Source organism: Euhalothece natronophila Z-M001 (assembly GCF_007904085.1).
Taxonomy (GTDB): Bacteria; Cyanobacteriota; Cyanobacteriia; order Cyanobacteriales; family Rubidibacteraceae; genus Halothece; species Halothece natronophila.
The window spans coordinates 994,814-1,014,689 of sequence record NZ_CP042326.1 but is presented as its reverse complement, the minus strand read 5'-3'; the positions used below and the strand labels follow the sequence as shown (position 1 = coordinate 1,014,689).

At 40.4% G+C, this 19,876-nt stretch carries 18 protein-coding genes, 1 tRNA gene and 1 pseudogene; 12 read left to right on the top strand and 8 right to left on the bottom strand.

Features of this window, described 5'->3' with window-relative positions; all coding sequences use genetic code 11:
• Window positions 1-39: 39 nt before the first annotated feature.
• Together htpG and FRE64_RS04785 are read right to left on the bottom strand one after the other, a co-directional pair.
• A complete protein-coding gene (htpG, locus tag FRE64_RS04790) occupies window positions 40-2,010 on the bottom strand; it encodes a molecular chaperone HtpG (RefSeq protein WP_146294909.1) in 1,971 nt (656 codons plus the stop codon).
• Between the two features lie 169 nt (window positions 2,011-2,179).
• Entirely contained in the window at window positions 2,180-2,500 is a 321-nt protein-coding gene (locus FRE64_RS04785; RefSeq protein ID WP_146294908.1) for a hypothetical protein, read from the bottom strand.
• A gap of 102 nt (window positions 2,501-2,602) precedes the next feature.
• Here FRE64_RS04785 and FRE64_RS04780 point away from each other — a divergent pair, with 102 nt between their 5' ends.
• From FRE64_RS04780 to FRE64_RS04755, 6 genes are all read left to right on the top strand, one after another.
• Entirely contained in the window at window positions 2,603-3,946 is a 1,344-nt protein-coding gene (locus FRE64_RS04780; protein ID WP_146294907.1) for a cytochrome P450, read from the top strand.
• Between the two features lie 154 nt (window positions 3,947-4,100).
• Window positions 4,101-4,850: a Tic22 family protein gene (locus FRE64_RS04775; protein WP_146294906.1), complete on the top strand. Its 750-nt coding sequence runs from the start codon at window positions 4,101-4,103 to the stop codon at window positions 4,848-4,850.
• 2 nt (window positions 4,851-4,852) lie between these two features.
• Entirely contained in the window at window positions 4,853-5,734 is an 882-nt protein-coding gene (gene prmC / locus FRE64_RS04770) for a peptide chain release factor N(5)-glutamine methyltransferase (protein ID WP_146297282.1), read from the top strand.
• Between the two features lie 45 nt (window positions 5,735-5,779).
• Window positions 5,780-6,487 (top strand): GUN4 domain-containing protein, encoded by a 708-nt coding sequence (locus FRE64_RS04765; RefSeq protein ID WP_146294905.1) that lies wholly within the window; start codon window positions 5,780-5,782, stop codon window positions 6,485-6,487.
• Between the two features lie 14 nt (window positions 6,488-6,501).
• Window positions 6,502-7,074 carry a Uma2 family endonuclease gene (locus tag FRE64_RS04760; protein ID WP_146294904.1) on the top strand — a complete coding sequence of 191 codons (573 nt, stop codon included), beginning with the start codon at window positions 6,502-6,504 and terminating at the stop codon, window positions 7,072-7,074.
• Window positions 7,075-7,083: 9 nt separating this feature from the next.
• Entirely contained in the window at window positions 7,084-8,442 is a 1,359-nt protein-coding gene (locus FRE64_RS04755) for an IctB family putative bicarbonate transporter (protein WP_146294903.1), read from the top strand.
• A gap of 159 nt (window positions 8,443-8,601) precedes the next feature.
• On the opposite strand, the gene FRE64_RS04750 is transcribed toward FRE64_RS04755, so the two are convergent.
• The 5 genes from FRE64_RS04750 to FRE64_RS04730 form a co-directional block, all read right to left on the bottom strand.
• Complete coding sequence (locus tag FRE64_RS04750) at window positions 8,602-10,749, bottom strand: lytic transglycosylase domain-containing protein (protein ID WP_222597860.1); 2,148 nt, start codon at window positions 10,747-10,749, stop codon at window positions 8,602-8,604.
• Window positions 10,750-10,767: 18 nt separating this feature from the next.
• A complete protein-coding gene (locus FRE64_RS04745) occupies window positions 10,768-11,409 on the bottom strand; it encodes an LON peptidase substrate-binding domain-containing protein (protein ID WP_146294902.1) in 642 nt (213 codons plus the stop codon).
• A 154-nt stretch (window positions 11,410-11,563) separates the two neighbouring features.
• Window positions 11,564-12,670 (bottom strand): Get3/ArsA fold putative tail anchor-mediating ATPase NosAFP, encoded by a 1,107-nt coding sequence (locus FRE64_RS04740; protein WP_222597859.1) that lies wholly within the window; start codon window positions 12,668-12,670, stop codon window positions 11,564-11,566.
• Complete coding sequence (gene petP / locus FRE64_RS04735; RefSeq protein WP_146294900.1) at window positions 12,671-12,883, bottom strand: cytochrome b6f subunit PetP; 213 nt, start codon at window positions 12,881-12,883, stop codon at window positions 12,671-12,673.
• A 160-nt stretch (window positions 12,884-13,043) separates the two neighbouring features.
• Window positions 13,044-13,433, bottom strand: coding sequence for a hypothetical protein (locus FRE64_RS04730; RefSeq protein ID WP_146294899.1), 390 nt, complete (start codon window positions 13,431-13,433; stop codon window positions 13,044-13,046).
• A 249-nt stretch (window positions 13,434-13,682) separates the two neighbouring features.
• Between FRE64_RS04730 and FRE64_RS04725 the strand changes: the two are divergent.
• The 3 genes and pseudogenes from FRE64_RS04725 to FRE64_RS04715 all read left to right on the top strand — a co-directional run.
• A pseudogene (locus FRE64_RS04725) lies at window positions 13,683-14,143 on the top strand (RNA-guided endonuclease TnpB family protein); the annotation flags it as partial.
• A 436-nt stretch (window positions 14,144-14,579) separates the two neighbouring features.
• Window positions 14,580-14,661 (top strand) — tRNA-Leu (locus tag FRE64_RS04720).
• A gap of 106 nt (window positions 14,662-14,767) precedes the next feature.
• Window positions 14,768-15,397: a chorismate lyase gene (locus FRE64_RS04715; protein ID WP_146294898.1), complete on the top strand. Its 630-nt coding sequence runs from the start codon at window positions 14,768-14,770 to the stop codon at window positions 15,395-15,397.
• Here FRE64_RS04715 and FRE64_RS04710 read toward each other — a convergent pair.
• Window positions 15,374-16,150 (bottom strand): hypothetical protein, encoded by a 777-nt coding sequence (locus FRE64_RS04710; protein WP_146294897.1) that lies wholly within the window; start codon window positions 16,148-16,150, stop codon window positions 15,374-15,376. The two genes, FRE64_RS04715 and FRE64_RS04710, sit on opposite strands and share 24 nt — an antisense overlap.
• Before the next feature lie 25 nt (window positions 16,151-16,175).
• On the opposite strand from FRE64_RS04710, the gene FRE64_RS04705 reads away from it, so the two are divergent.
• The 3 genes from FRE64_RS04705 (at window position 16,176) to FRE64_RS04695 (ending at window position 19,813) form a co-directional block, all read left to right on the top strand.
• Window positions 16,176-16,859 carry a Crp/Fnr family transcriptional regulator gene (locus FRE64_RS04705; RefSeq protein WP_222597858.1) on the top strand — a complete coding sequence of 228 codons (684 nt, stop codon included), beginning with the start codon at window positions 16,176-16,178 and terminating at the stop codon, window positions 16,857-16,859.
• Window positions 16,860-16,901: 42 nt separating this feature from the next.
• Window positions 16,902-18,020: a metallophosphoesterase family protein gene (locus tag FRE64_RS04700; RefSeq protein WP_146294895.1), complete on the top strand. Its 1,119-nt coding sequence runs from the start codon at window positions 16,902-16,904 to the stop codon at window positions 18,018-18,020.
• Window positions 18,021-18,466: 446 nt separating this feature from the next.
• Window positions 18,467-19,813, top strand: a complete 1,347-nt coding sequence (locus tag FRE64_RS04695; protein ID WP_146294894.1) for an AAA-like domain-containing protein — start codon at window positions 18,467-18,469, stop codon at window positions 19,811-19,813.
• Window positions 19,814-19,876 lie beyond the last annotated feature (63 nt).

The window sequence follows — 19,876 nt, the reverse complement described above, 5'->3', positions numbered from 1 at the left end:
CACCTGAGGTGGGTAGTTCCCACCTACTTGCGACGCTACTTATTTCGTAAGACGAGTTAGCACCTGATTAGAACGCTCAATAAATTGCTGCATTCCCTCAGCATCAAAGGCTTTTTGTGCCATTAATGCAAGATCATAAACGTGACGACACATCATTTTTGCTAACTCACTAGAGGAAGATTCACCAGTGCTACTTTGAATGATCCCTCCTTGATTTAGTTTAACAATATTTTGGATGAGGGGATGAGCCGTATTAACTACCAAAACGTGTTCTTCAGGGAACTGCATTGACTGTTGTTGAATTAAAGCCGTCATTTCCTGCATCCGTCGCATGGCTTCAGGTAAAAGTACCATCGCTGGCGGTGCATTATTGGGATCATCTCCTTTAATGGCTTGGGGTTTAACGTTAACTTTAGAATTATCGATCGCGCTTTCAAATAATTCCTTCACCACTTCATTACGGGTTTTATTGGTTTGCGGATCAACAATTTCTCCTGATTGATCATTATCCACTAAGGTATCATCTAACTCCGCATCAACCCGAGTAAATTGCAGGTTAGAATACTCTTGTTCTAAGAAAGGAATGAAGTAGTTATTGTCAATAAATGAGTCCATAAAGAGGACTTCCATCCCTTGTTTTTTATAAAGGTCAACATAAGTGCTTTGGGTGGAAGGATCAGTACAGTAGAAAACCCGATTCTCATGTTTCTCTTTATTCCGTTCCAGATAATCTTTTAAGGTAGTGTAATAATAGCCATTATCATCAGTGGCGTTTGTGGTGGGAGTCGCATCTTGCCAAGCATCTCCTGATTCACTTTGTACCTCTACTTGTGGCGTATTATCACCTAAATCGGCTGTGGTACGGAAGATAATTAAGTCTTCAACTTGTTTTTTGAATTTCTCATCTCGCAATGCGCCATACTTGACAAAAGTGCCTAAATCTTCCCAACTTTGGATATATTTCTTGGGATTATCTTCATAAAGAGATTTCAAGCGATCGCCGATTTTTTTGGCAATATAATTAGCAATTTGGCGAACAGTACGATTAGCGGTTAAAGCACTTCGAGAAACATTTAGGGGAATATCAGGGCTATCAATGACACCGCGTAGAGGGAGTAAAAATTCAGGAATGATTTCCTCACAATTATCACTGACAAAAACTTGATTACAGAAGAGTTTAATATGTCCGCGACTAACATCCACATCAGGCTTTAATTTGGGGAAATAAAGGATGCCACTGAGTAAAAAGGGATAATCAGTGTTTAAGTGAACCCAGAGTAAGGGTTCTTCTTGATAGGGATATAAATAACGATAAAATTCGAGATAATCTTCGTCGGTTAAATCCTGTGGAGATTCTTTCCAAATAGCACGCTGGCGGTTAATGGTTTCCCCATCGAGTTTGATGGGAACAGGCATAAAGTCGCAGTAGGTTTTAACTAATTGTCGAATCCGTTGTTGTTCTGCGTATTCTTTTTCTTCGTCTAAAAGGGTAACGGTAATCGTTGTGCCACGAGTTTTACGATCTGATTCTTCTAACTGAAATTCGGGGGAACCATCACAACTCCAATGAACTGCTTGCGACCCTTCTTTATAAGATAGGGTATCAATTTCTACTTTTTCAGCCACCATGAAACAGGAATAAAATCCCAGTCCAAAATGACCGATTAATTGGTTCTCTTGATTTTGATATTTTTTGATAAAATCTTCAGCACTAGAAAAAGCAACCTGGTTAATATATTTTTTGATTTCCTCGGCAGTCATGCCAATGCCATTATCAGAAACCGAGATTTGTTTTTTGCCCTGATCGAGATGAATGTTAATTTCGGGTTCACCAATATCACCATTTAATTCTCCCGATAAGGATGCCATTTTGAGCTTACTAATCGCATCCACCGCATTAGAAATTAATTCCCGTAAGAAGATTTCATGATTAGTATAGAGTGACTTTTTAATAATAGGAAAAATATTTTCACTATGAATCGTAATTTTTCCTTGTTCTAATACGGTCATAAACTGTCCTCCGATTTGAGTCTAGGTATCCTGTGAAAATTATGCGCGATCGCGCTGTCACTTCAAATCCCAAATTTCCGTGCTTATCGCATTCGGGTTTCCCTACTTTAATGGAACCCCTTGAAAATCAGACAATCCACTTAGAGGAAACTAAAAAGGAAAAATTGTATTAGTGGTGCATATCATGGTCATGGCTGTCCATCTCTCCTGAGGAATCATCATCCTCTTCTCCTATGTTGAGTTCAATGACAGTCATATTAACTTGCCCTGCACTTACTAATCCCATTGTGACTTGACCAATGGAAAGGATGCCCATAGAGACTAAACCGAGTGAAAAAACTCCCATGGGAATTAAGCCAATGGAAATTAAACCGTGGGGAATTGCTCCTATGGAAATTAAGCCATGAGGGGAAATCCCAATACAAAAGATACCATCATGGGGGGCAACGCCAAAATTAACGAGTTTTTGCTTTTTGAGAGAGGACTTCATTACTTATAATATGTTACTTCTAGAATAAACGCTCTAAACCATATTTCTGAGTCGGTCGCTTTGTCAAAAGACAGGCTGTCGAACTTTAATTTTTCCTCCCGAATGAAGCAATTAACTCCTAGTCTCTCAACTCATCCTTGGCAACAAACGTTTGAGTTAATTAAAAATCCGATCCAGTTTTTTAAGAAGTATCAAGCCCTTTATGGTGATACCTTTGCCACTAAAATTTTAGGAAGAAAGTCTCCTCCAGTTTATTTTATGGGTGATCCCAAGGCAGTGGAAACAATTTTTACTGCTCCCCCAGATATATTTGAATTAGGAAGGGTTGCCCATGTTTTTCGTCCGTTTGCTGGTGATAAGTCCATTATTATGCTTAATGGCGAGGAACATTTACGTCAGCGGAAGTTATTAATACCACCGTTGTCTGGAAAACGGATGCACTTTTATCAAGAAGTAATTTGTGAGCTAACCCGAGAAGAGTTCCAAAAGATTCCCCATAAAAAACCTTTTGCAATTCGGAGATTAATGGCTGATATTACCTTAAAAGTCATTTTACGAATAGTTTTTGGCTTAAAAGCAGGGAAACGTTCAGAACAATTACAGCAATTAATTACTGAAGTTTTAGAAGCAATCACGAATCCTTTGTATTCTACTTTATTTTTCTTTCCTCAATTACAGATTGATTTAGGTAACTATAGTCCTTGGGGAAATTTTATTAGAAAACAAAGCGCGATCGATGAATTAATTTATGCAGAAATTCAGGAACGCCGAGGGCAAGATTATTCTCAAGCAACAGATATTTTAAGTTTACTCTTATCCGCAGAAGATGAGTCTGGGAAGAAAATGAGTGATCAAGAGTTAAGGGATCAATTAATTACCTTACTATTTTTAGGTCACGAAACCACGGCTTCTTCTTTGGCTTGGATGTTTTATTGGGTCTATTCCTTGCCACCAGTGTGGGAACAACTGAAAACAGAGTTCGTCACTTTAGAGAATAACCCTGATCCAGAATCCTTAATTAAGTTACCCTATCTGGATGCCATTTGCAAAGAGACACTGAGACTGTATCCTATTGCCTTAATTTCTCAGCCACGAGTGGTCAAGGAAACAATTATGATTAATGGTGTGTCATATAATCCAGAATCAATTTTAGTGCCTTGTATCTACTTAGCGCATCATCGTGAAGCAATCTTTCCGAATTCCGATCAATTTTTACCAGAAAGATTTTTAGAGAATCAATTTACTGCTTATGAATACTTTCCATTTGGTGGCGGCAATAGAGCTTGTATCGGAGCAGCTTTTTCACTCTATGAAATGAAGTTAGTATTTGGGACAATTTTCGCAAATTTAGATTTAGAGTTATTTGCCCATAAAACTGTTAAACCAGTACGAAGAGGAATTACAATTGTGCCTTCAGAGGAAATTCATTTCATTAAAAATTCATGATTTGTCCAGAAAAATCAATTTGAGAGGGTAGGTTGTTCCTTAACAAGTGACAGTAAACAAAGTATCACTAAAACCTCTGTGCAAATTGATAAAAATCGTCAGAATGAATTAAGATGCTAATAAACAAGAGTTCAGGAAATTAGTCGAGAGAATTATGAAATCATTACTACGTTGGAGCGTTCGTTTAGGAGTTGTTAGCAGTGCTGTCGCTGGTTTCTTGGTGAGTATGGTTCCTAATAGTATCGCCCTTCCCCAAGAACAAATTGTTCAAAAACTACAGCAAGTTCCTGTGTTTACAGTTGCTGATGAAAATGGTTCCCCGTTAGTGGCTTCGGGAGATGATGATAGTCAGGTAACTGGTGTATTTATGAGTCAGCAAGATGCTCAAGATTTTGTTGGTCGTTTACAAGAAGAAAATCCTGAGTTAGGTGAACAGGTGCAAGTGGTTGCTCTTTCTTTGGGAGAAATTTATCAATTAGAACAACAAAATCAGCAAAATGGTGAGGGATTAAACTTTGCTTATGTTCCTACAGAGGAACAAGTCAATTCAGCAGTTTCTCTTTTAGAACAACAAGGGCAACAAGTGGAGGATTTTCAAGGGGTTCCATTATTTATTGCTCGTAGTAGTCAAGATGAGGGATATTTAACAGTTGAACAAAATGGGCAACAAATTATTCCTCTATTCTTTGAAAAACAACAGCTTCGAGGAATGATTGAGCAGTTTGAACAAAGTCAACCAGAACAAGCCAACTCAGTTGAGATTGACGTGATTTCTTTGCAAGGGATGGTACAAACTTTAGAACAAGAAGATGATCCCCAATTAGAACAAGTGGAATTAGTTCCCTCGCAGGAGTCTTTAGAGTTTATTCAGTCAGTTCAACAGCAACAACAACAACAACAGTAATGATGGTTTCTGGTCTAGAATTAGCTCATTGGCGACAAAAAAGTCGTGAGGTTGCCGTAGCACACTCCATTTCTCCGCAAGAAGTGGATTGGCTGTTACAGGCTTGGGCTGGATTAACGCCTTTGAGTTTACGACTGGAAACTTATAAAAAGCGTTCTGAAATCCCCCTAAAAGGGGCTTGGGATGAGTTAAGGCAACTTTGGGAAAAACGCTTACAACAGCGTATTCCTGTACAGTATTTGGTAGGAGAAACCCCTTGGCGAGATTTGCAGTTAAAAGTTTCTCCAGCGGTGCTGATTCCGCGACCAGAAACAGAAATGATTGTGGAAATTGCCCTCGATCGCGCTCAGGATTCTTTTAAAGCAGGACATTGGGTAGATTTAGGAACGGGAAGTGGCGCGATCGCGCTTTCACTTGCCCAAGCCCTTCCTGAAGGGACTATTCATGCTGTGGATCAAAGTTCTGAAGCCCTTAGTATTGCCCAAGAAAATGCCCGTCATTTAGGGCTAACGAATAACCTTGAGTTTCATTTGGGATCATGGTTTTCCCCTTTAAACTCTGTTCAGGGCAAGATCACTGTTATGGTATCCAATCCTCCCTATATTCCCACAGCAACCCTTTCCCAACTGCAACCAGAAGTGGCTCAACATGAGCCGAAAATTGCTTTAGACGGGGGAAATGATGGGTTAGATGCAATTCGTCATTTAATAACTACTGCTCCTCAATTCCTGCAAAATGACGGGTTGTGGGTAATAGAAATGGGGGCTGATCAAGGGGAACTGGTTAAGGAGTTACTAACCCAAAATAGTAATTATGAAAATATAGAGATTATTAAAGACCTAGCTGGACTCCCACGCTTTGCGGTTGCTTGTGTGAGAAAGTAGCCATCGTACTATCATGGATGATGGCTAGTTGTCTTTTCACCTAATATGGATAATACAAATTCCCCTTCCCCTGATCAACTAACAGAATTACAAGAGAAACTATTTTCAGAATCTCTGAAGAAACAACTCCCGATTATTTCAGAACTGGCAAGTTTCGGCGAGGTAGGATTAGAGGTTTTAAGGCAGTTTTTAGAGCAAGAGAGCGCATCACCCACTCCCGCAGTAGGGGAAGCATATATTGAGCTTTATCAGGCAAATTCCCCAAAATTTAATCAATTTTTAGCGGATAAGTTTCCCCAAGGAGTGGTTCCCCTAAAAAGTGAGCGCAATATTGATTATTCTCCGTTACAAGAAGCCTTGGTTAAGCGGGAATTTCAAGAAGCAGATCGCCTCACCTTGCTTAAGCGTTGTGAGTTGGCTGGAGAACAAGCCATGCAACGGAAATGGATTTACTTCACTGAGGTGGAGAACTTTCCCAGTACCGACTTAAAAACTATGGATCAGTTGTGGTATGTTTACTCGCAAGGGAAGTTTGGCTTCTCTGTACAACGAAAACTATGGCTGTCTCTTGGTAAAGACTTCCCCAAACTCTGGGAAAAAATTGCTTGGAAAAAAGGAAATCTTTGGACACGCTATCCCAATGAGTTTATCTGGGATTTAAGCGCACCAGTAGGACATTTGCCTCTGTCTAACCAATTACGAGGAGTGCGTGAGTTTGCCTCTCTTCTCTCTCATCCAGCTTGGCAAGAGTAATTTTTTATAGTGCTATGATCGCGCAATCAGAACCGAAAATCTATTCCCCAGAGGCGTATTTGGAGTTGGAAACGGCTTCAGAGGAACGCCATGAGTACATTAATGGGGAAATTAGACCAATGGCAGGGGGAACACCGAATCATAATGAACTTGCTAGCATTCTCAATGGGCTACTGCGATTAAGTTTGCGAGGGCAACCTTATAGCATTTTTGTTGCCGATCAACGGCTGTGGATTCCAGAATTTAATATTTACACTTATCCTGATGTGATGGTGATCCAACGTCCTGTTACTCTCCAGCAAGGGCGAAATGATACAGTTACCAATCCGTTAATGATTGCAGAAATTCTTTCTCAATCTACTAGAAGCTATGATAAAGACGAAAAATTTACGGCTTATCGGAGCATTCCTACATTTGAAGAATATTTATTAATTGATCAGTATCAGTTAAAAGTAGAAAGATATTCTAAGTTTAATCAAAAACAGTGGCTATTCTCAGAATATACTGAAGCTACTGATAAAATTGTTTTGTCCTCTCTTCTCTTTGAAATGCAATTAGGGGATTTGTATTCCGAGTTAGAGCTTTAAAAATTGATAATGATGAGTTCTCAAGTTTCTAGTTGGCGTGGTGGTAGTTTTGTTTACCGTTTGATTGGGTTATTTCACCCTTGGCGTGAGGGGAGTTATCTCTTGCAATGGGCAGAACCGATTGGGGTGCTATTGGTAGCGTTAGTCTTGCTTTTAGCGCCATTAGTTTCAACCACTTTAGTTGGAGTTTTATTAATTGCAGGGGGGGCTTATTGGGGATTATTAACTCTCAGCGATCGCGATATTATTGCGATTACCCCGATTCACATTCTAGTCTTTTTTTATTGGGGGGCAGCAACTATCTCAGTGGCTTTTTCCCCAGTTACGGAAGCAGCGTTTCAAGGTTGGATTCGGCTAACATTATATTTAGTTTGGTTTGCCCTTTGTGCGAGAGTATTGCGTTCTCCGGCATTGAGAAATTGGACAATTACAGCGTTTTTATTAACCTCGCTTTTAGTCAGTGTTTATGGGATTCGGCAACAAATTTTTGGGGTTGATCACCTAGCAACTTGGAATGATCCTGATTCCGTTTTAGCCGAGTCAACCCGAGTTTATAGTTATTTAGGGAATCCTAATTTATTAGCAGGATATTTAATTAGCGCGATCGCGCTTTCTTTAGCGGCCTTTTGGGTTTGGCGAACTTGGATACAAAAAGGATTAGCTGTGACAGCCATTATCGTTAATACCAGTTGCTTATACTTTACAGGTTCTCGTGGCGGTTGGGTTGCGTTAGTGGGATTAGCTGTAGCATTTTTAGTCTTAATGTACTATTGGTACCGACAAAATTTACCCCCATTTTGGCGCACTTGGTTATTACCCATTGTCTTTATCATTTTGGGAGGGCTGGCATTTGCTGCTGTTACATTTGTCGAACCCCTACGCTTGCGAGTGATGAGTATTTTTGCAGGAAGAGATGATAGTAGTAACAATTTCCGTTTAACGGTTTGGTTTTCTGTAATTGATATGATTCGGGATTATCCTTGGTTAGGCATCGGTCCGGGCAATAATGCTTTTAATCAAGTTTATCCCCTTTATCAGCGTCCTAACTTTAATGCCTTAAGTGCGTATTCTGTTTTCTTAGAAACTTTAGTGGAAACAGGAATAATTGGCTTTACTGCCTTTATAGGAATTTTGGTAAGTCTTGCTTATGAAGGGTGGCGAAAATTGAGTTGCTTAAAAGCGTTAAACCATCGAGAAGGATTATGGTTAATTGGGGCAATTAGCGCGATCGTGGGAATGTTAACTCATGGCTTAGTGGATACAGTGTGGTATCGTCCAGCAATTAGTACTGTTTGGTGGTTAATGGTTGCCATTGTTGCCAGTTATTACCCTCAAGTTGAAGCCGCCAAAAAGAAAGAATCGGCATGAATGTTGTTACAGCTATAGTGATTCCACATAAAAAACAGCAGCTTAAAAGTAGTGGGAGCATCTTGCTCGCTAGTAGCAGCCAAGATGGCTGCACTACGGAACTGCATTGGAACAACTATAACGGTGAAAGGTTGAGTAATATCTTTGTTACCTCATGATCTATTCTTCCATTAACTCCCGAATTTCTGGATTATATAGCCGTAAATAATTCCAATAATTACTAAAAACTGCTTCTACATACCCTTTTGTCTCTGGAAAGGGAATCTGTCTGACAAATTCATCCTCATCCTCTAACCCAAACCGATCAATCCAATTCGTAACATTTCCTGAGCCAGCATTATAGCTTGCCATAGCTAACATCGAATTATTGTTATGTTGTCGATGGGTAAAGGCTAAGTACCAAGTGCCTAACTGAATGTTCTGATCAGGATCAGTTAAAGAATAATCATTTAAGTTAATTTGCTCGGCTACCCATTCCCCTGTAGTAGGCATTAACTGCATTAATCCTCTCGCCCCAACAACTGAACCAATATCTTTTTCAAAACGGGATTCTTGACGGATTAAACTAATGGTTAATAAGGGATTTACTTCTCTTTCCTCTGACCATTGGATAATACTATCATTGTAGGGAAACGGAAATAGATAATGCCAATAAATCTCTTCTTCCCGAAGACTTTGCCACTTTTCAAGATCCTTTTCATCATCGCGATCGCGCAACGAGGTGATTTGATTAATGCCTTGTAAATATTCCCCTTGTCTTTGTTGTAAAGCTCCCTTCGTAAATTGTTCTGCTATAGATAAGGAGGACTGATTACCGATCTCACCTTGCCATAAACGCCAAGCCACCTCATCTTGCCCTAATTGATAGAGCTCCTTAAAAGCATCGGATCCCGCAGGAAGTCTTGCCCGTGAGTTAGGTTTGATCACTTCTGGTTCTAAATTACGAACATTGCTAAAATCTCCCACAGGCAGCCCTAAATGAACAGCAGAACGCCACGCATAATACGAGGTAGGAAATTGAGATAGGGTATCTTCCCAAGCAGTATTTGCCGCCTCCATATCTCCCTGTTGCTGTAACCATTTTCCCACCCAAAAGCTAGCTTTCGGGGCATTAGAATGACTGGGATTTTCTCGGGTGATCGCTTCTCCCCAATTAATTGCTTCACTTAAGTTCCCTTCATCAGCTTCCTCTTCCGCCATTTCCCAACGATATTCGGCAACCTGGTTAGAATCAGAATAATCTTCTAAGAGGATTTGTCTCGCCTCTTGGGCGGCTTGAGATTCTCCTGCTGCTTCGAGCAAATTTGCCTTGCTAATCAGTGCATTAGGGGCTTGTTTTGGAAACTCATTGATCACTTCCTCTAAGTAGGATAAGGCTTCTTCACGGGAAACCATACTAGCAAGATTGCGTAATCCTAAGCCAGTTTCCTCCGCTTCAGGAAAGCGGCTACTCAGTTGCTGATAGATGTCTTTGGCACTCTCAGTTTCACCACTAACTTGTAAGCCTCTAGCATGGCGATACATATTTCTTGGCGTTTCTGGGGCATTAGCATAGGCTTCGGCAGCTTTTTGATACTCCCAAGTATCCCAATACCCCTCTGCAATTACTTCCCAATCTTCAGGGGTGAGCTGTTCTTCGTACTCTTCTACTGCGCGATCGCGCCCTTTGGCTCTTTCTTCTCCTTCTGGGGCATGATAAAGCAACGTCCGTAAGAGTGCTAAAGGTTGCTCTGGATTCTCTTCGAGACGTTGTAAGATAATCTCATGACTGTGAGGATGATAAGGAAACTCACTGATTAAATCATCCCAGTGTTGGGAGTCATACGCCCCCAAGTGATACATTGCCTCTGCCGCGACAGAAGAATCCCTTGCAATTAAATTTGACCAAATCTCCCTAGCTTGCTCGCTTTCATCTTTTAAATCATAGGCTTCAGCACGTTTTAATAAAATCTGATCTTGAAGTACCTCATACTCTTGTTCTAACTCATTAAGATAGTCAAGAGCAGTTTCAGGTTGATTTGCGTCTATTGCATTAACTGCTAATAAGTAACGAGCGCGATAAGGATCAAGTCCGTTTCCTGTTTCAGCAATTACCTCTAATTTACTGAGCTTTTCTTCTTCAGAAAGAGTAATTAGAGAAAAGACTTCAGAAGTGACTTCAGGTTCGCTTTCTAAGTCTTCTAAAATCTCTTGGGGAGGGGAAATATCTACTCGATCCTGCAAAGCCCAAATTGCCCCTACTCCTAGTAAAGCAAGAGCCACTAGCCCCCAAGTTGTTCGGCGCGATCGCGCATCCATACCTGACATCCTTAATTGCGTCAACTATTAATTTAAGGCATCTTTAAGGGCTGTACGAGCGGCAAGATGATTCCGAGTTGAGCCTAAAATTTCCGCTTCTCGTTCCAATCGTGCTTGAGTATCCTGCATTTCTAACAGACTTTGCTGCTCTGAAGCAACTCCATACAAATTACTAGCTACCCAGAACGATAACTCTCGCGGAAGATCAGGGACATCATCTGGGAGTTCAATTTTTTGATCAGTTAATTTGGCTGATAACTTTACCACATCCTTAAGTAGTGCTTCTACATCACTAGCTAAAGGACGTAAATCAGTTTCAGGATCTTCATCTTCAATCCACTCAACTAAGCCCACACGATAAGGCTTTTCTCGTACCCAATCTAGCAAACGAAATCGCTGTTGTCCTAGAGTTAGCACTTTCATCCGATCATCTGGGAGACGTTGAAATTGGGAAATTTCTGCACAACACCCTACCGAAGCAATTTCCCCTTTGACGGGATCGAACATTAACACACCAAAGCGACGATCACTTTCTAAAATTGTATTCATCATCATCCGATAACGAAACTCAAAGATGTGGAGAGGAAGGGGACGACCTGGGAATAATACGACATCAGGTAATGGAAAAAGGGGAAGTTCTCGTACAGCCATAGAGGTTGAAGATACCATTGTGTGTGATTAGAGCTTAATAATCTTAGTAAAGGGCTTTTTTCTAAATTCTAACGAATCCAAACCTGAGAACACTGCTTTAACCCATGCTAAAAAAAATGCTCAACAGGTTTAAATATCCCTGCTGAGGCAAATTCTCTGTGATCAAAATTGATCAAAAAGACACTAATAAATGACCATCCTCTAGAAACTTGGCACCGGTAACGGGTTGTCCTCTCAGGGGAGGAGGTAGGGGAATATTACGCCTTTGATCTCCAGCATCAATGGTAATTTCTTGTTGATGTTTCGGTTGACTCAATTTTACTTGTTGCTTGCTAAACCCTGGGAGAAAGACTTTTACCGTGCGCTGGTTACGATCAATCTCAACTGTTGGTGGTGCTTGAGAGATCGTCCCTAACAGGTCTGGTAATGCATTGCCTAAAGCCATCCATTCTCCAGGATCAATGGGGGGCAAAGATGTAATTGGCAAGGGGGTAAATTCTTCGTTAACCACCTCTCGCACGGTAGTTTCTTGGTTGAGTAACACCCCTGCTACCCTTAACCCACTCTGTTGGGCACTTCCCCAAAGGAATTTTGCGGTTTTCAACGCATAAGGATCATCTGTTGTTACCAAATAGGCTGCCACTTTCCCTTGTTCTAAAGCGGTTTTTCCCCGTTCCAGCATTTGATTAGCTTCACTAGCGTTGGGGTTATCAGTGAGGTCTTCTGCTGTCCAGGTCACATTTAAAACCGCATTGCTAATGGGTTGAATAAAGGGAGAAATGGTTTTTCCTAAGTCAGAGTTTAAGAATAAATCCCGAAAGCGACGGATATACCAACTGAGATGTTCAGGAATAGCAAACATCCGTAATGTGGTCAAATCCCCAGCTCCATCAAAAATAATGACATCATAGTTACCACTTTCGTAATACTCGCGAAGGGCATTGAGGGCAAGGGCTTGATCCATCCCTGGTAACACTGCTAACTCTTGACCATAGACATTACCCAACAGGGGAAAACGTACATATTGGGCTTCTAACTTTTTCACTTCTTCCCAGCTTTGTTCGAGAAGGGCAGTAGCTCGAATATTTACCGCCCAAAAGTTACTGGATATGCTTGTGGGTTCTAAGCGAATGGGAGTTTCTAGCAGTAATTCTGTGGTGGGGTCTTGGGTAGTAAGAAGAACTCGTTTACCTGCTTGTGAGAGTTGGTAAGCGGTTGCCAGCGCGATCGCGCTTCGACCACTTCCCCCTTTTCCGAGAAACGTTAAAATCATTACCAATTATTTATTTGCTGGTTCAACTGTTTTTAGTTCATCTTCAAAAAACCAACTGCTGCTGTTATCTTCAAAGGTAACAACGGCTCCGACACCGCTACCATCAGTCATCTTAAAGTCCTCGACTGTCCCCACTTTTCCTAATTTGTCCATAATGTCATTTGAAACGCGATCGCGTAGCCGACAGACTTTTACTTTTTGTCCAATTTCTACCATCATTCAGTATCTCCAATCAAATTTTCCTTCCACAGTATATCGAATCTCTTGAATAATTGATACTCTTAATTGTCCAGTTATATCCTCTTTGTAAGACAGTAGTTAACCCCTACTACTAGTCCACCAGTTTTGTAAGGGTTAACATTGAGGCAAAAAAAAGGTCTTATCTAGATGAACTGTTAACTTCACGAGCAAATTCAATAAATTCACTCATATTAGCACCCGGACGGCGGCGACTCACTGTTGCTTTCGGGATTAAATAAGTAGGTGCAAAAGTTTCTCCCGTAAGCTGATTGCTTTCAGGCTTACCATTACTTTGAGCCGATACAGGTTGCTGTGGAGTGCTAGAAGTAGGCTGAGCAGAAGAAGGTTGCGTTTGAGTTTTGCTGGTTTCTTCCGTTTTTGGCTCGGCTTTTGGTTTTTCTGCTGGTTCAGCTTTTTGTTCAGTTTTTTGAGTATTTTCCTCTTGTGAGCTGTTTTGGGCTTCGCTTTCGTCTAATTCAATGTAATAGTTATTTTTGCCACTAAACAGATTTTTGATGATGCCAACCATCGATGACTCCTAAAATTTTTATTAATGATCTATCACTGTATCACTGTTTACATAATAACAATCATTCATCCCTCCATTTTAAATCGAGGGATGAATGATACATTGGAGCTTTAGCTCCCTGTGTCCTCTTTTGATTCTGGAAATTCTAATGTATCAATCCAATCTTCCACTAAATGGGTCATTGTTTTCCGTTTATATCTAGCATATAACCTTAATTTTGAACTCTAGATGTTTCAATACGAAGGCTTAATCTTTGTTTTTGGATGGAATAAAGGTCAGCGTCAGGGGATCAACATAGGACATCAGAATAATCAAAACTTCGTTCAGATCCCCACAGCTAAGTTGAAAAATCGGATTCAACAATTAGCAGAGGAACACGGAATCTTGAGTTCGTTGAAACTGAAGAATCTTATACCTCAAAAGCCTCGTTCTTAGACCGTGATTTGCTACCGAAATTCGGTGAAAACCCCGAAAGGTGGCAGGTGTCAGGCAAACGAGTAACGAGAGGATGCTATCAAGATTCATTCATGAGAATTGTCAATGCTGATGCCCAAGCGGCGGCAAACATTCTGAGAAAAGTAGAGATACAGCTAGGCTTAGTCTTAGCCAAGGTCAGTAGAGCAGTTTTGAGCCTGCCCCAGAGATTTTATCTTTGGAACTCCAAACGAAAAACGCGAAGCATTACGGCTTTAGGAGGGGCTGTGTGCTGAATTCATTTCAGCACCCTGTGAGGGCTTAGTTTGGAGGTTTCCTCAAAACGTAAGAAGCCCGAACCGAAGGAAAGCCCCGTACTAATGCGAAGCAACGTTTGGAATCCACGTCGATTTATCACGTGGAGAGTTCAATAGGATATCTGAAGACGACAACACAATGAGTTGAGCCTCTTCTGCCTAAAGGCGAGAAGATTCCCTTGTAGACTCTTATCTAGATTTAACTCTTAGAGTTAAATCCCCGACAGACCGCCGTTACAGGGCTGTTTGGTCACGGTCGCTCCAACCGCAGACCCTTACATCTTAACACAGAACGCCATAAATGGCGGGGTTTTAAACCCGTGATTTTACGATAAAGAAAATTTACTGATTAATTGTTTCAAAATGGAAAAAATGTGTTATCCTAGCAAAGGTGTTTAAGAAAAATACATTCCTCGCGGATGTGGTGGAATTGGTAGACACGCACGCTTGAGGGGCGTGTGGCTTACGCCTTGCGAGTTCGAGTCTCGCCATCCGCATTATTTTGTGGCTTCTGAATGAGATGTTTCTAGAAGCCACATTTTTTGTAGGAACAGTTATCATAGGAATAGGTATTAAGTTTTGTAAAATCCTTGCATTGGCATTTTGAACTGGCAACCCACTCCAACTGTAGAAACAAATTGGTACGCTTTAAAACCACTCTGGGAAGGGGGAGAAGAAGTGGTGAAAACTGGACTTCCCCATCGCCAACTACCTCCAGCATGGCAAATTTTATTGTTAGGAGATGGCTCTCCCACCCGTCATCTCAGACTATTAACCCAAGAACCCATTGAGGTAGATGTTATTGATATGTCGTCAATTGGCAATCAACGCGATCGCGCTCCAGAAGACATTACCGCAGTTCCTACTCCTCGACTACGCCGTCAAGTGTGGTTACGCACTGCATCGGGGCAACGATTAGCCTATGCGGTGTCATGGTGGGATGCCCAAGAAGTAGATGAGTATCTGCAAAATCGATCATTGCCGATTTGGGATAACTTATCGCAATTACATACTGAACTTTATCGCGATATTCAAGGCATTTATTACGGGCACTCCTATGAACTAGAAACGGCTTTTCAAGAAAAGGGGCCCTTCTGGGGAAGACATTACTTATTTTGGCATAGTGGTCAGCCCTTAACTTTGATCTACGAAGTTTTCTCCCCTTATCTCAAGCGCTATCTAGGAGAGAATCGGCAACTTCTTGAAGACTCAGACAATTCGCGGATCTCTTAAAATTGCTTGTGTCAGAGCAATTAAAGATAAACGTAGCTGAGAAATAAGGGGATAACCGCTTTGCTTGCGGTCAAAAATTGGACAGTGACGATGAAACTGATCAAAAGCGTGAGCTAAGGATAATGCTAATTTCTCATTAGATTGCCCTGATGAGACTCTTTCCAATTCATCAACCGTTGCAATTAGTTGTGCAAGAAATTGCCAATCTGCTTTGGTTAATAAATTTTGATTCGAGAAAGATGGAATTTTACACAGTTTAGGATTCTCAGAAATTAGATTTTCTGAAATTCCTAGATGTAAAATAGAAGAACAACGCCTTTGAATATACTCAGCAAAAGAATTAGGCGGACTGATAAAAAGCGGAAAGCTGTCTGGAGAAATCTGTTTTAAATTTTCTTCTAACCATTGCTCAACGGCGGTTGCAGTCAGTTTAAAATCAATCCAAGCTGGGGGAGTCACTTGAACTTGGATCAAGTTGGGGTCAAGCTGTTTTTTTAAGGAGGTGTACAGTTGCTGTGCTAAATTTAATGGGGAATCAGTATATTTCCCAGCTAAAGCTAGCGCGATCGCGCTTCGATAATTGATTGGATTTTTTTGTAATTTTAATTTACAAAGATATTGCTCTAAATCATATCTTTCAAACGACTTTAATGATAGCTTAACTTGTTCTCTCAATAACAACTCAATAGCGACCCATCCTTGTGATTCTCTTGACGAGCTTATTCCTTTGAATGTATATTTCGATACTTGCATGATTAATGTTAATTTAGAAAAACCAATGCAATCTTCTTCCTCTCTTGATAACACTCGTCCTCTACTTTTATGGCAAAGAATTATTGACTGGGCGCAAGATCATTATCGCGAAAGAACATTTCTGAAAGATCAGCGCATTCCAGCTCGCCCAGGTTTACTATATTTAGTACAACGGGGAGTGATTCGTTTAGCAGGGGTTTCCAAAGAAACTACCAGCAAACAAAAATTAATTTCTGAAGAAGGAGAAACCTTTTTAGGGTTTATTGGTTCTGGTCAGCCCTTTGAAATTGTTGCTCAATCTCCTTATGCGCTACAAGCCTATGCTCATATAGATGATACTTCTGTAATCTGGCTATATTGGCAAGATCTTGATAACTGGCCCCATTTTCGTTGGGAAATTTTAGAAGCCTTTCGCGCTCAACATCAACGAAAATTAATTTGGTTAAGCACTCTCGGACAACGACAAACCATTGATCGCTTATTGGGGTTCATCACCCTACTAGTAGAGGAACATGGCGAACCCATTGAACAGGGGTATTATTTACCTTTTCCTTTAACTCATGCCCAAATCGGCAGTGCCATTGGCTCAACCAGAGTAACTGTGACTCGTCTTATGGGGAAACTGAAACAAAAAGGCATGATCCTAACAGTGGGAGATAATTTGATCTGTTTACCTCATTCTCCTGAACCAATTACGGGAAGTGAGTAACACTATAATAGACAACAGTGCCGGATCATTTTACCGCCCATTATGAGTTTTAATTTTCGCTTTGGAATTGCTAGTGATCTTCATATTGCACTGGAACAAACCATCTTCCATCACTCGAAACGGTTTCATTTAGCTGAAGTTAGTATTCCTGCTTTTAAGGAAGTCATCGCTCACTTAAAAACCCTTGATCTTGACTTTTTATTGCTTCCTGGAGACTTAACCCAGGATGGCGAACCTGAAAATCATCAATGGTTATCAGACTATTTGCAAACCCTTCCTTTCCCTGTTTACGTTATTCCGGGTAACCATGATATTCCCACCCTATCTGGAGAAAATCCAGGGAAAAATCCTGCAATTCCATCTCATATTTTTCCCGAATATTATCCTCATTGTGGTTATAACAATACAGACCAACATTACTATACCTGTGAACTTCAGCCAGGAGTACAGCTAGTAGCCCTCAACTCTAATATTTTTGACAATGATGGAAAACAGCTTGGCCGCTTAGATGACAAACAACTATTATGGCTGGAAACATTATTACCAAAATTAGAAAATAAACTGGTTTTGGTGATGATTCATCATAACGTAATTGAGCATTTCCCAGGGCAAGCAACTTATCCGCTTTCCCGTCGCTATATGTTAGATAACGCAGATTCATTAAAAACCTTACTGCATCGTTATGGGATAAATTTAATGTTTACGGGGCATCTTCATGTGCAAGATATTGCTAAAGAAGGGGATTTATATGAAGTGACAACAGGCTCTTTAGTCAGTTATCCTCATCCTTATCGAGTCATTGAAATTGAAGGAAAATCCTGCAATAATTGGGAAGTGAATATTGAATCTCATTGGGTAAAAACTTTACCAGGTTGGGATGATTTGTTGCATTTTTCACGAGAATGGATGGCAAATCGCGCTGATCCTTTTATTGGTAGATTATTAACTAATCCGCCACTTAATTTATCGGAACAAGAAGCCAGCCAATTAATGCCTGAGTTAAAATATTTATGGGCAGATATCGCTCAGGGTGATGCTGTTTTCTCTTTTCCTAATTTACCACCAAAAGTTAGAGAGTTTTTTGAACAATTTAGCGAAGAAGATAAGCTCAAGCGAGATCAGATTAGTGATAATCAGACAAGGTTCAGCTTAAAAAACTGAGGTTTCAATATTAGGCAATAGGCAATAACAAATAACTATAGCAATATGATGTCATTTGTAAAAAGTAGCTTAACTTACGTAGGCTGAAAGCCGTGCCGAAGGCTTCCCCCCTAACCCCCCTTAATAAGGGGGGAATTAAAGGGGGGATCAAATGCAGGAATTTACAACTGATTTAGGATTGCTATAACACTTTTCCTTGAAGTAGAAGTCTGTTGAGCCTCTTCTGCCTAAAGGCGAGAAGATTCCCTTATAGACTCTTATCTAGATTTAACTCTTAGAGTTAAATCCCCGACAGACCGCCGTTACAGGGCTGTTTGGTCACGGTCGCTCCAACCGCAGACACATACATCTTAACACAGAACGCCATAAATGGCGGGGTTTTGAACCCGTGATTTTACGATAATATAAGATTATAGGTTCGCGATAATAAGAACTAATAAAGTGTGATGTCTTTTGCCAACTCTCAGTTACTGACGGGAGTTCTAGATCAGTTAAATCATGATCTCGTATCTCAAGAAAAAGCTGGTCTCAGTTCGATTGAGGTGCTTATTTTACAGGGAGTTTGGGAAGATAAAAATTATCAAGAAATTGCAAAAGAATCGGGATATAGTACAGGCTATTTAACTAATGTTGTTGCCCCAAAATTATGGCAACGCTTAAGTAAAATTACGGAAAAACGTATTACTAAAAAAACTTGTCGCCAACTTTTACAAACCTATCAACTACAGTTTAATCACTTATCTGAACCGCTAATTTTAGAAACAGATAATGTTAAAAAATCAGTTTATTATCCTAGTGGCGCAGTTCCTTTGGAGTCTAAATTTTATGTGAGACGCTCTCCCATTGAAGAGGAAACAGTTACGGAAATTCAAAAGCCAGGGGCATTAGTACGAATTAAAGCGCCACAAGAGATGGGAAAAACGTCACTGTTGATTAGAATTTTGAAGCAGGGAGAACGATTAGGCTACTATACGGCAAAACTAGATTTACAACAAGCTGATCCAGAAATTTTGGGTAACTTGAAAGGATTTTTACGGTGGATTTGTGCTAACCTCAGCTATCAGCTTCATCTTCCCAATCAAATTAATGAATATTGGGATGAAGATATTGGGAATAGTGTCAGTTGCAGTTTATATCTTCATTATTTACTAGAACAGCTAGAAGCCCCTGTGATTATTGGTTTTGATGAAGTGAATCAGATTTTTGAGTATCCGACAATAGCCAAAAGTTTTTTACCGCTACTGCGATCATGGCATGAAGAAGCAAAAGAAACCCCTATCTGGCAAAAGTTACGGCTGGTGATTACCCATTCCACCGAAGTGTATGTGCCACTACAAATGAATCATTCCCCTTTTACTAATGTGGGGTTACCCATTGAACTGCCAAAGTTCAACGGAGAACAAGTACAACAGCTGGCAACTTATTATGATTTATCTTGGGATGAGGAGCAAGTACAACAGCTAATGTCGATCATTGATGGACATCCAGCACTCACTCATCTGACGTTTTATCATTTACATCAAAAAAATATTACTTTACCTGAACTTTTAGAAAATGCTACCCATTTTAGTGGCATCTATGGACAACATTTACAACGCCATCAAGCTAAGTTACAAGAACAACCAGAATTAGCAGAGGCTTGTTATCAAATAATGAACGCAGATGAACCCGTTGCAGTAGAACCGATTCTTGCTTATAAACTTTATAGCATGGGGTTAATTGACCTAGAGCGCGATCGCGCTTACCCCAGACTCCCCCTCTACCGACAATATTTTCGACAAAAACAAGCATGAGGTAACCTGAAAACAAGCATTTCGTCTTTAGTCCCAGACTCAAGGTGATTCAAGGGGATTGCA

Coding starts and splice junctions, on each gene's coding strand:
- htpG (WP_146294909.1), bottom strand. CDS start 2,010: ATGACCGTATTAGAACAAGGAAAAATTACGATTCATAGTGAAAATATT.
- FRE64_RS04785 (WP_146294908.1), bottom strand. CDS start 2,500: ATGAAGTCCTCTCTCAAAAAGCAAAAACTCGTTAATTTTGGCGTTGCC.
- FRE64_RS04780 (WP_146294907.1), top strand. CDS start 2,603: ATGAAGCAATTAACTCCTAGTCTCTCAACTCATCCTTGGCAACAAACG.
- FRE64_RS04775 (WP_146294906.1), top strand. CDS start 4,101: ATGAAATCATTACTACGTTGGAGCGTTCGTTTAGGAGTTGTTAGCAGT.
- prmC (WP_146297282.1), top strand. CDS start 4,853: ATGGTTTCTGGTCTAGAATTAGCTCATTGGCGACAAAAAAGTCGTGAG.
- FRE64_RS04765 (WP_146294905.1), top strand. CDS start 5,780: ATGGATAATACAAATTCCCCTTCCCCTGATCAACTAACAGAATTACAA.
- FRE64_RS04760 (WP_146294904.1), top strand. CDS start 6,502: ATGATCGCGCAATCAGAACCGAAAATCTATTCCCCAGAGGCGTATTTG.
- FRE64_RS04755 (WP_146294903.1), top strand. CDS start 7,084: ATGATGAGTTCTCAAGTTTCTAGTTGGCGTGGTGGTAGTTTTGTTTAC.
- FRE64_RS04750 (WP_222597860.1), bottom strand. CDS start 10,749: ATGTCAGGTATGGATGCGCGATCGCGCCGAACAACTTGGGGGCTAGTG.
- FRE64_RS04745 (WP_146294902.1), bottom strand. CDS start 11,409: ATGGTATCTTCAACCTCTATGGCTGTACGAGAACTTCCCCTTTTTCCA.
- petP (WP_146294900.1), bottom strand. CDS start 12,883: ATGATGGTAGAAATTGGACAAAAAGTAAAAGTCTGTCGGCTACGCGAT.
- FRE64_RS04730 (WP_146294899.1), bottom strand. CDS start 13,433: ATGGTTGGCATCATCAAAAATCTGTTTAGTGGCAAAAATAACTATTAC.
- FRE64_RS04710 (WP_146294897.1), bottom strand. CDS start 16,150: ATGCAAGTATCGAAATATACATTCAAAGGAATAAGCTCGTCAAGAGAA.
- FRE64_RS04705 (WP_222597858.1), top strand. CDS start 16,176: ATGCAATCTTCTTCCTCTCTTGATAACACTCGTCCTCTACTTTTATGG.
- FRE64_RS04700 (WP_146294895.1), top strand. CDS start 16,902: ATGAGTTTTAATTTTCGCTTTGGAATTGCTAGTGATCTTCATATTGCA.
- FRE64_RS04695 (WP_146294894.1), top strand. CDS start 18,467: ATGTCTTTTGCCAACTCTCAGTTACTGACGGGAGTTCTAGATCAGTTA.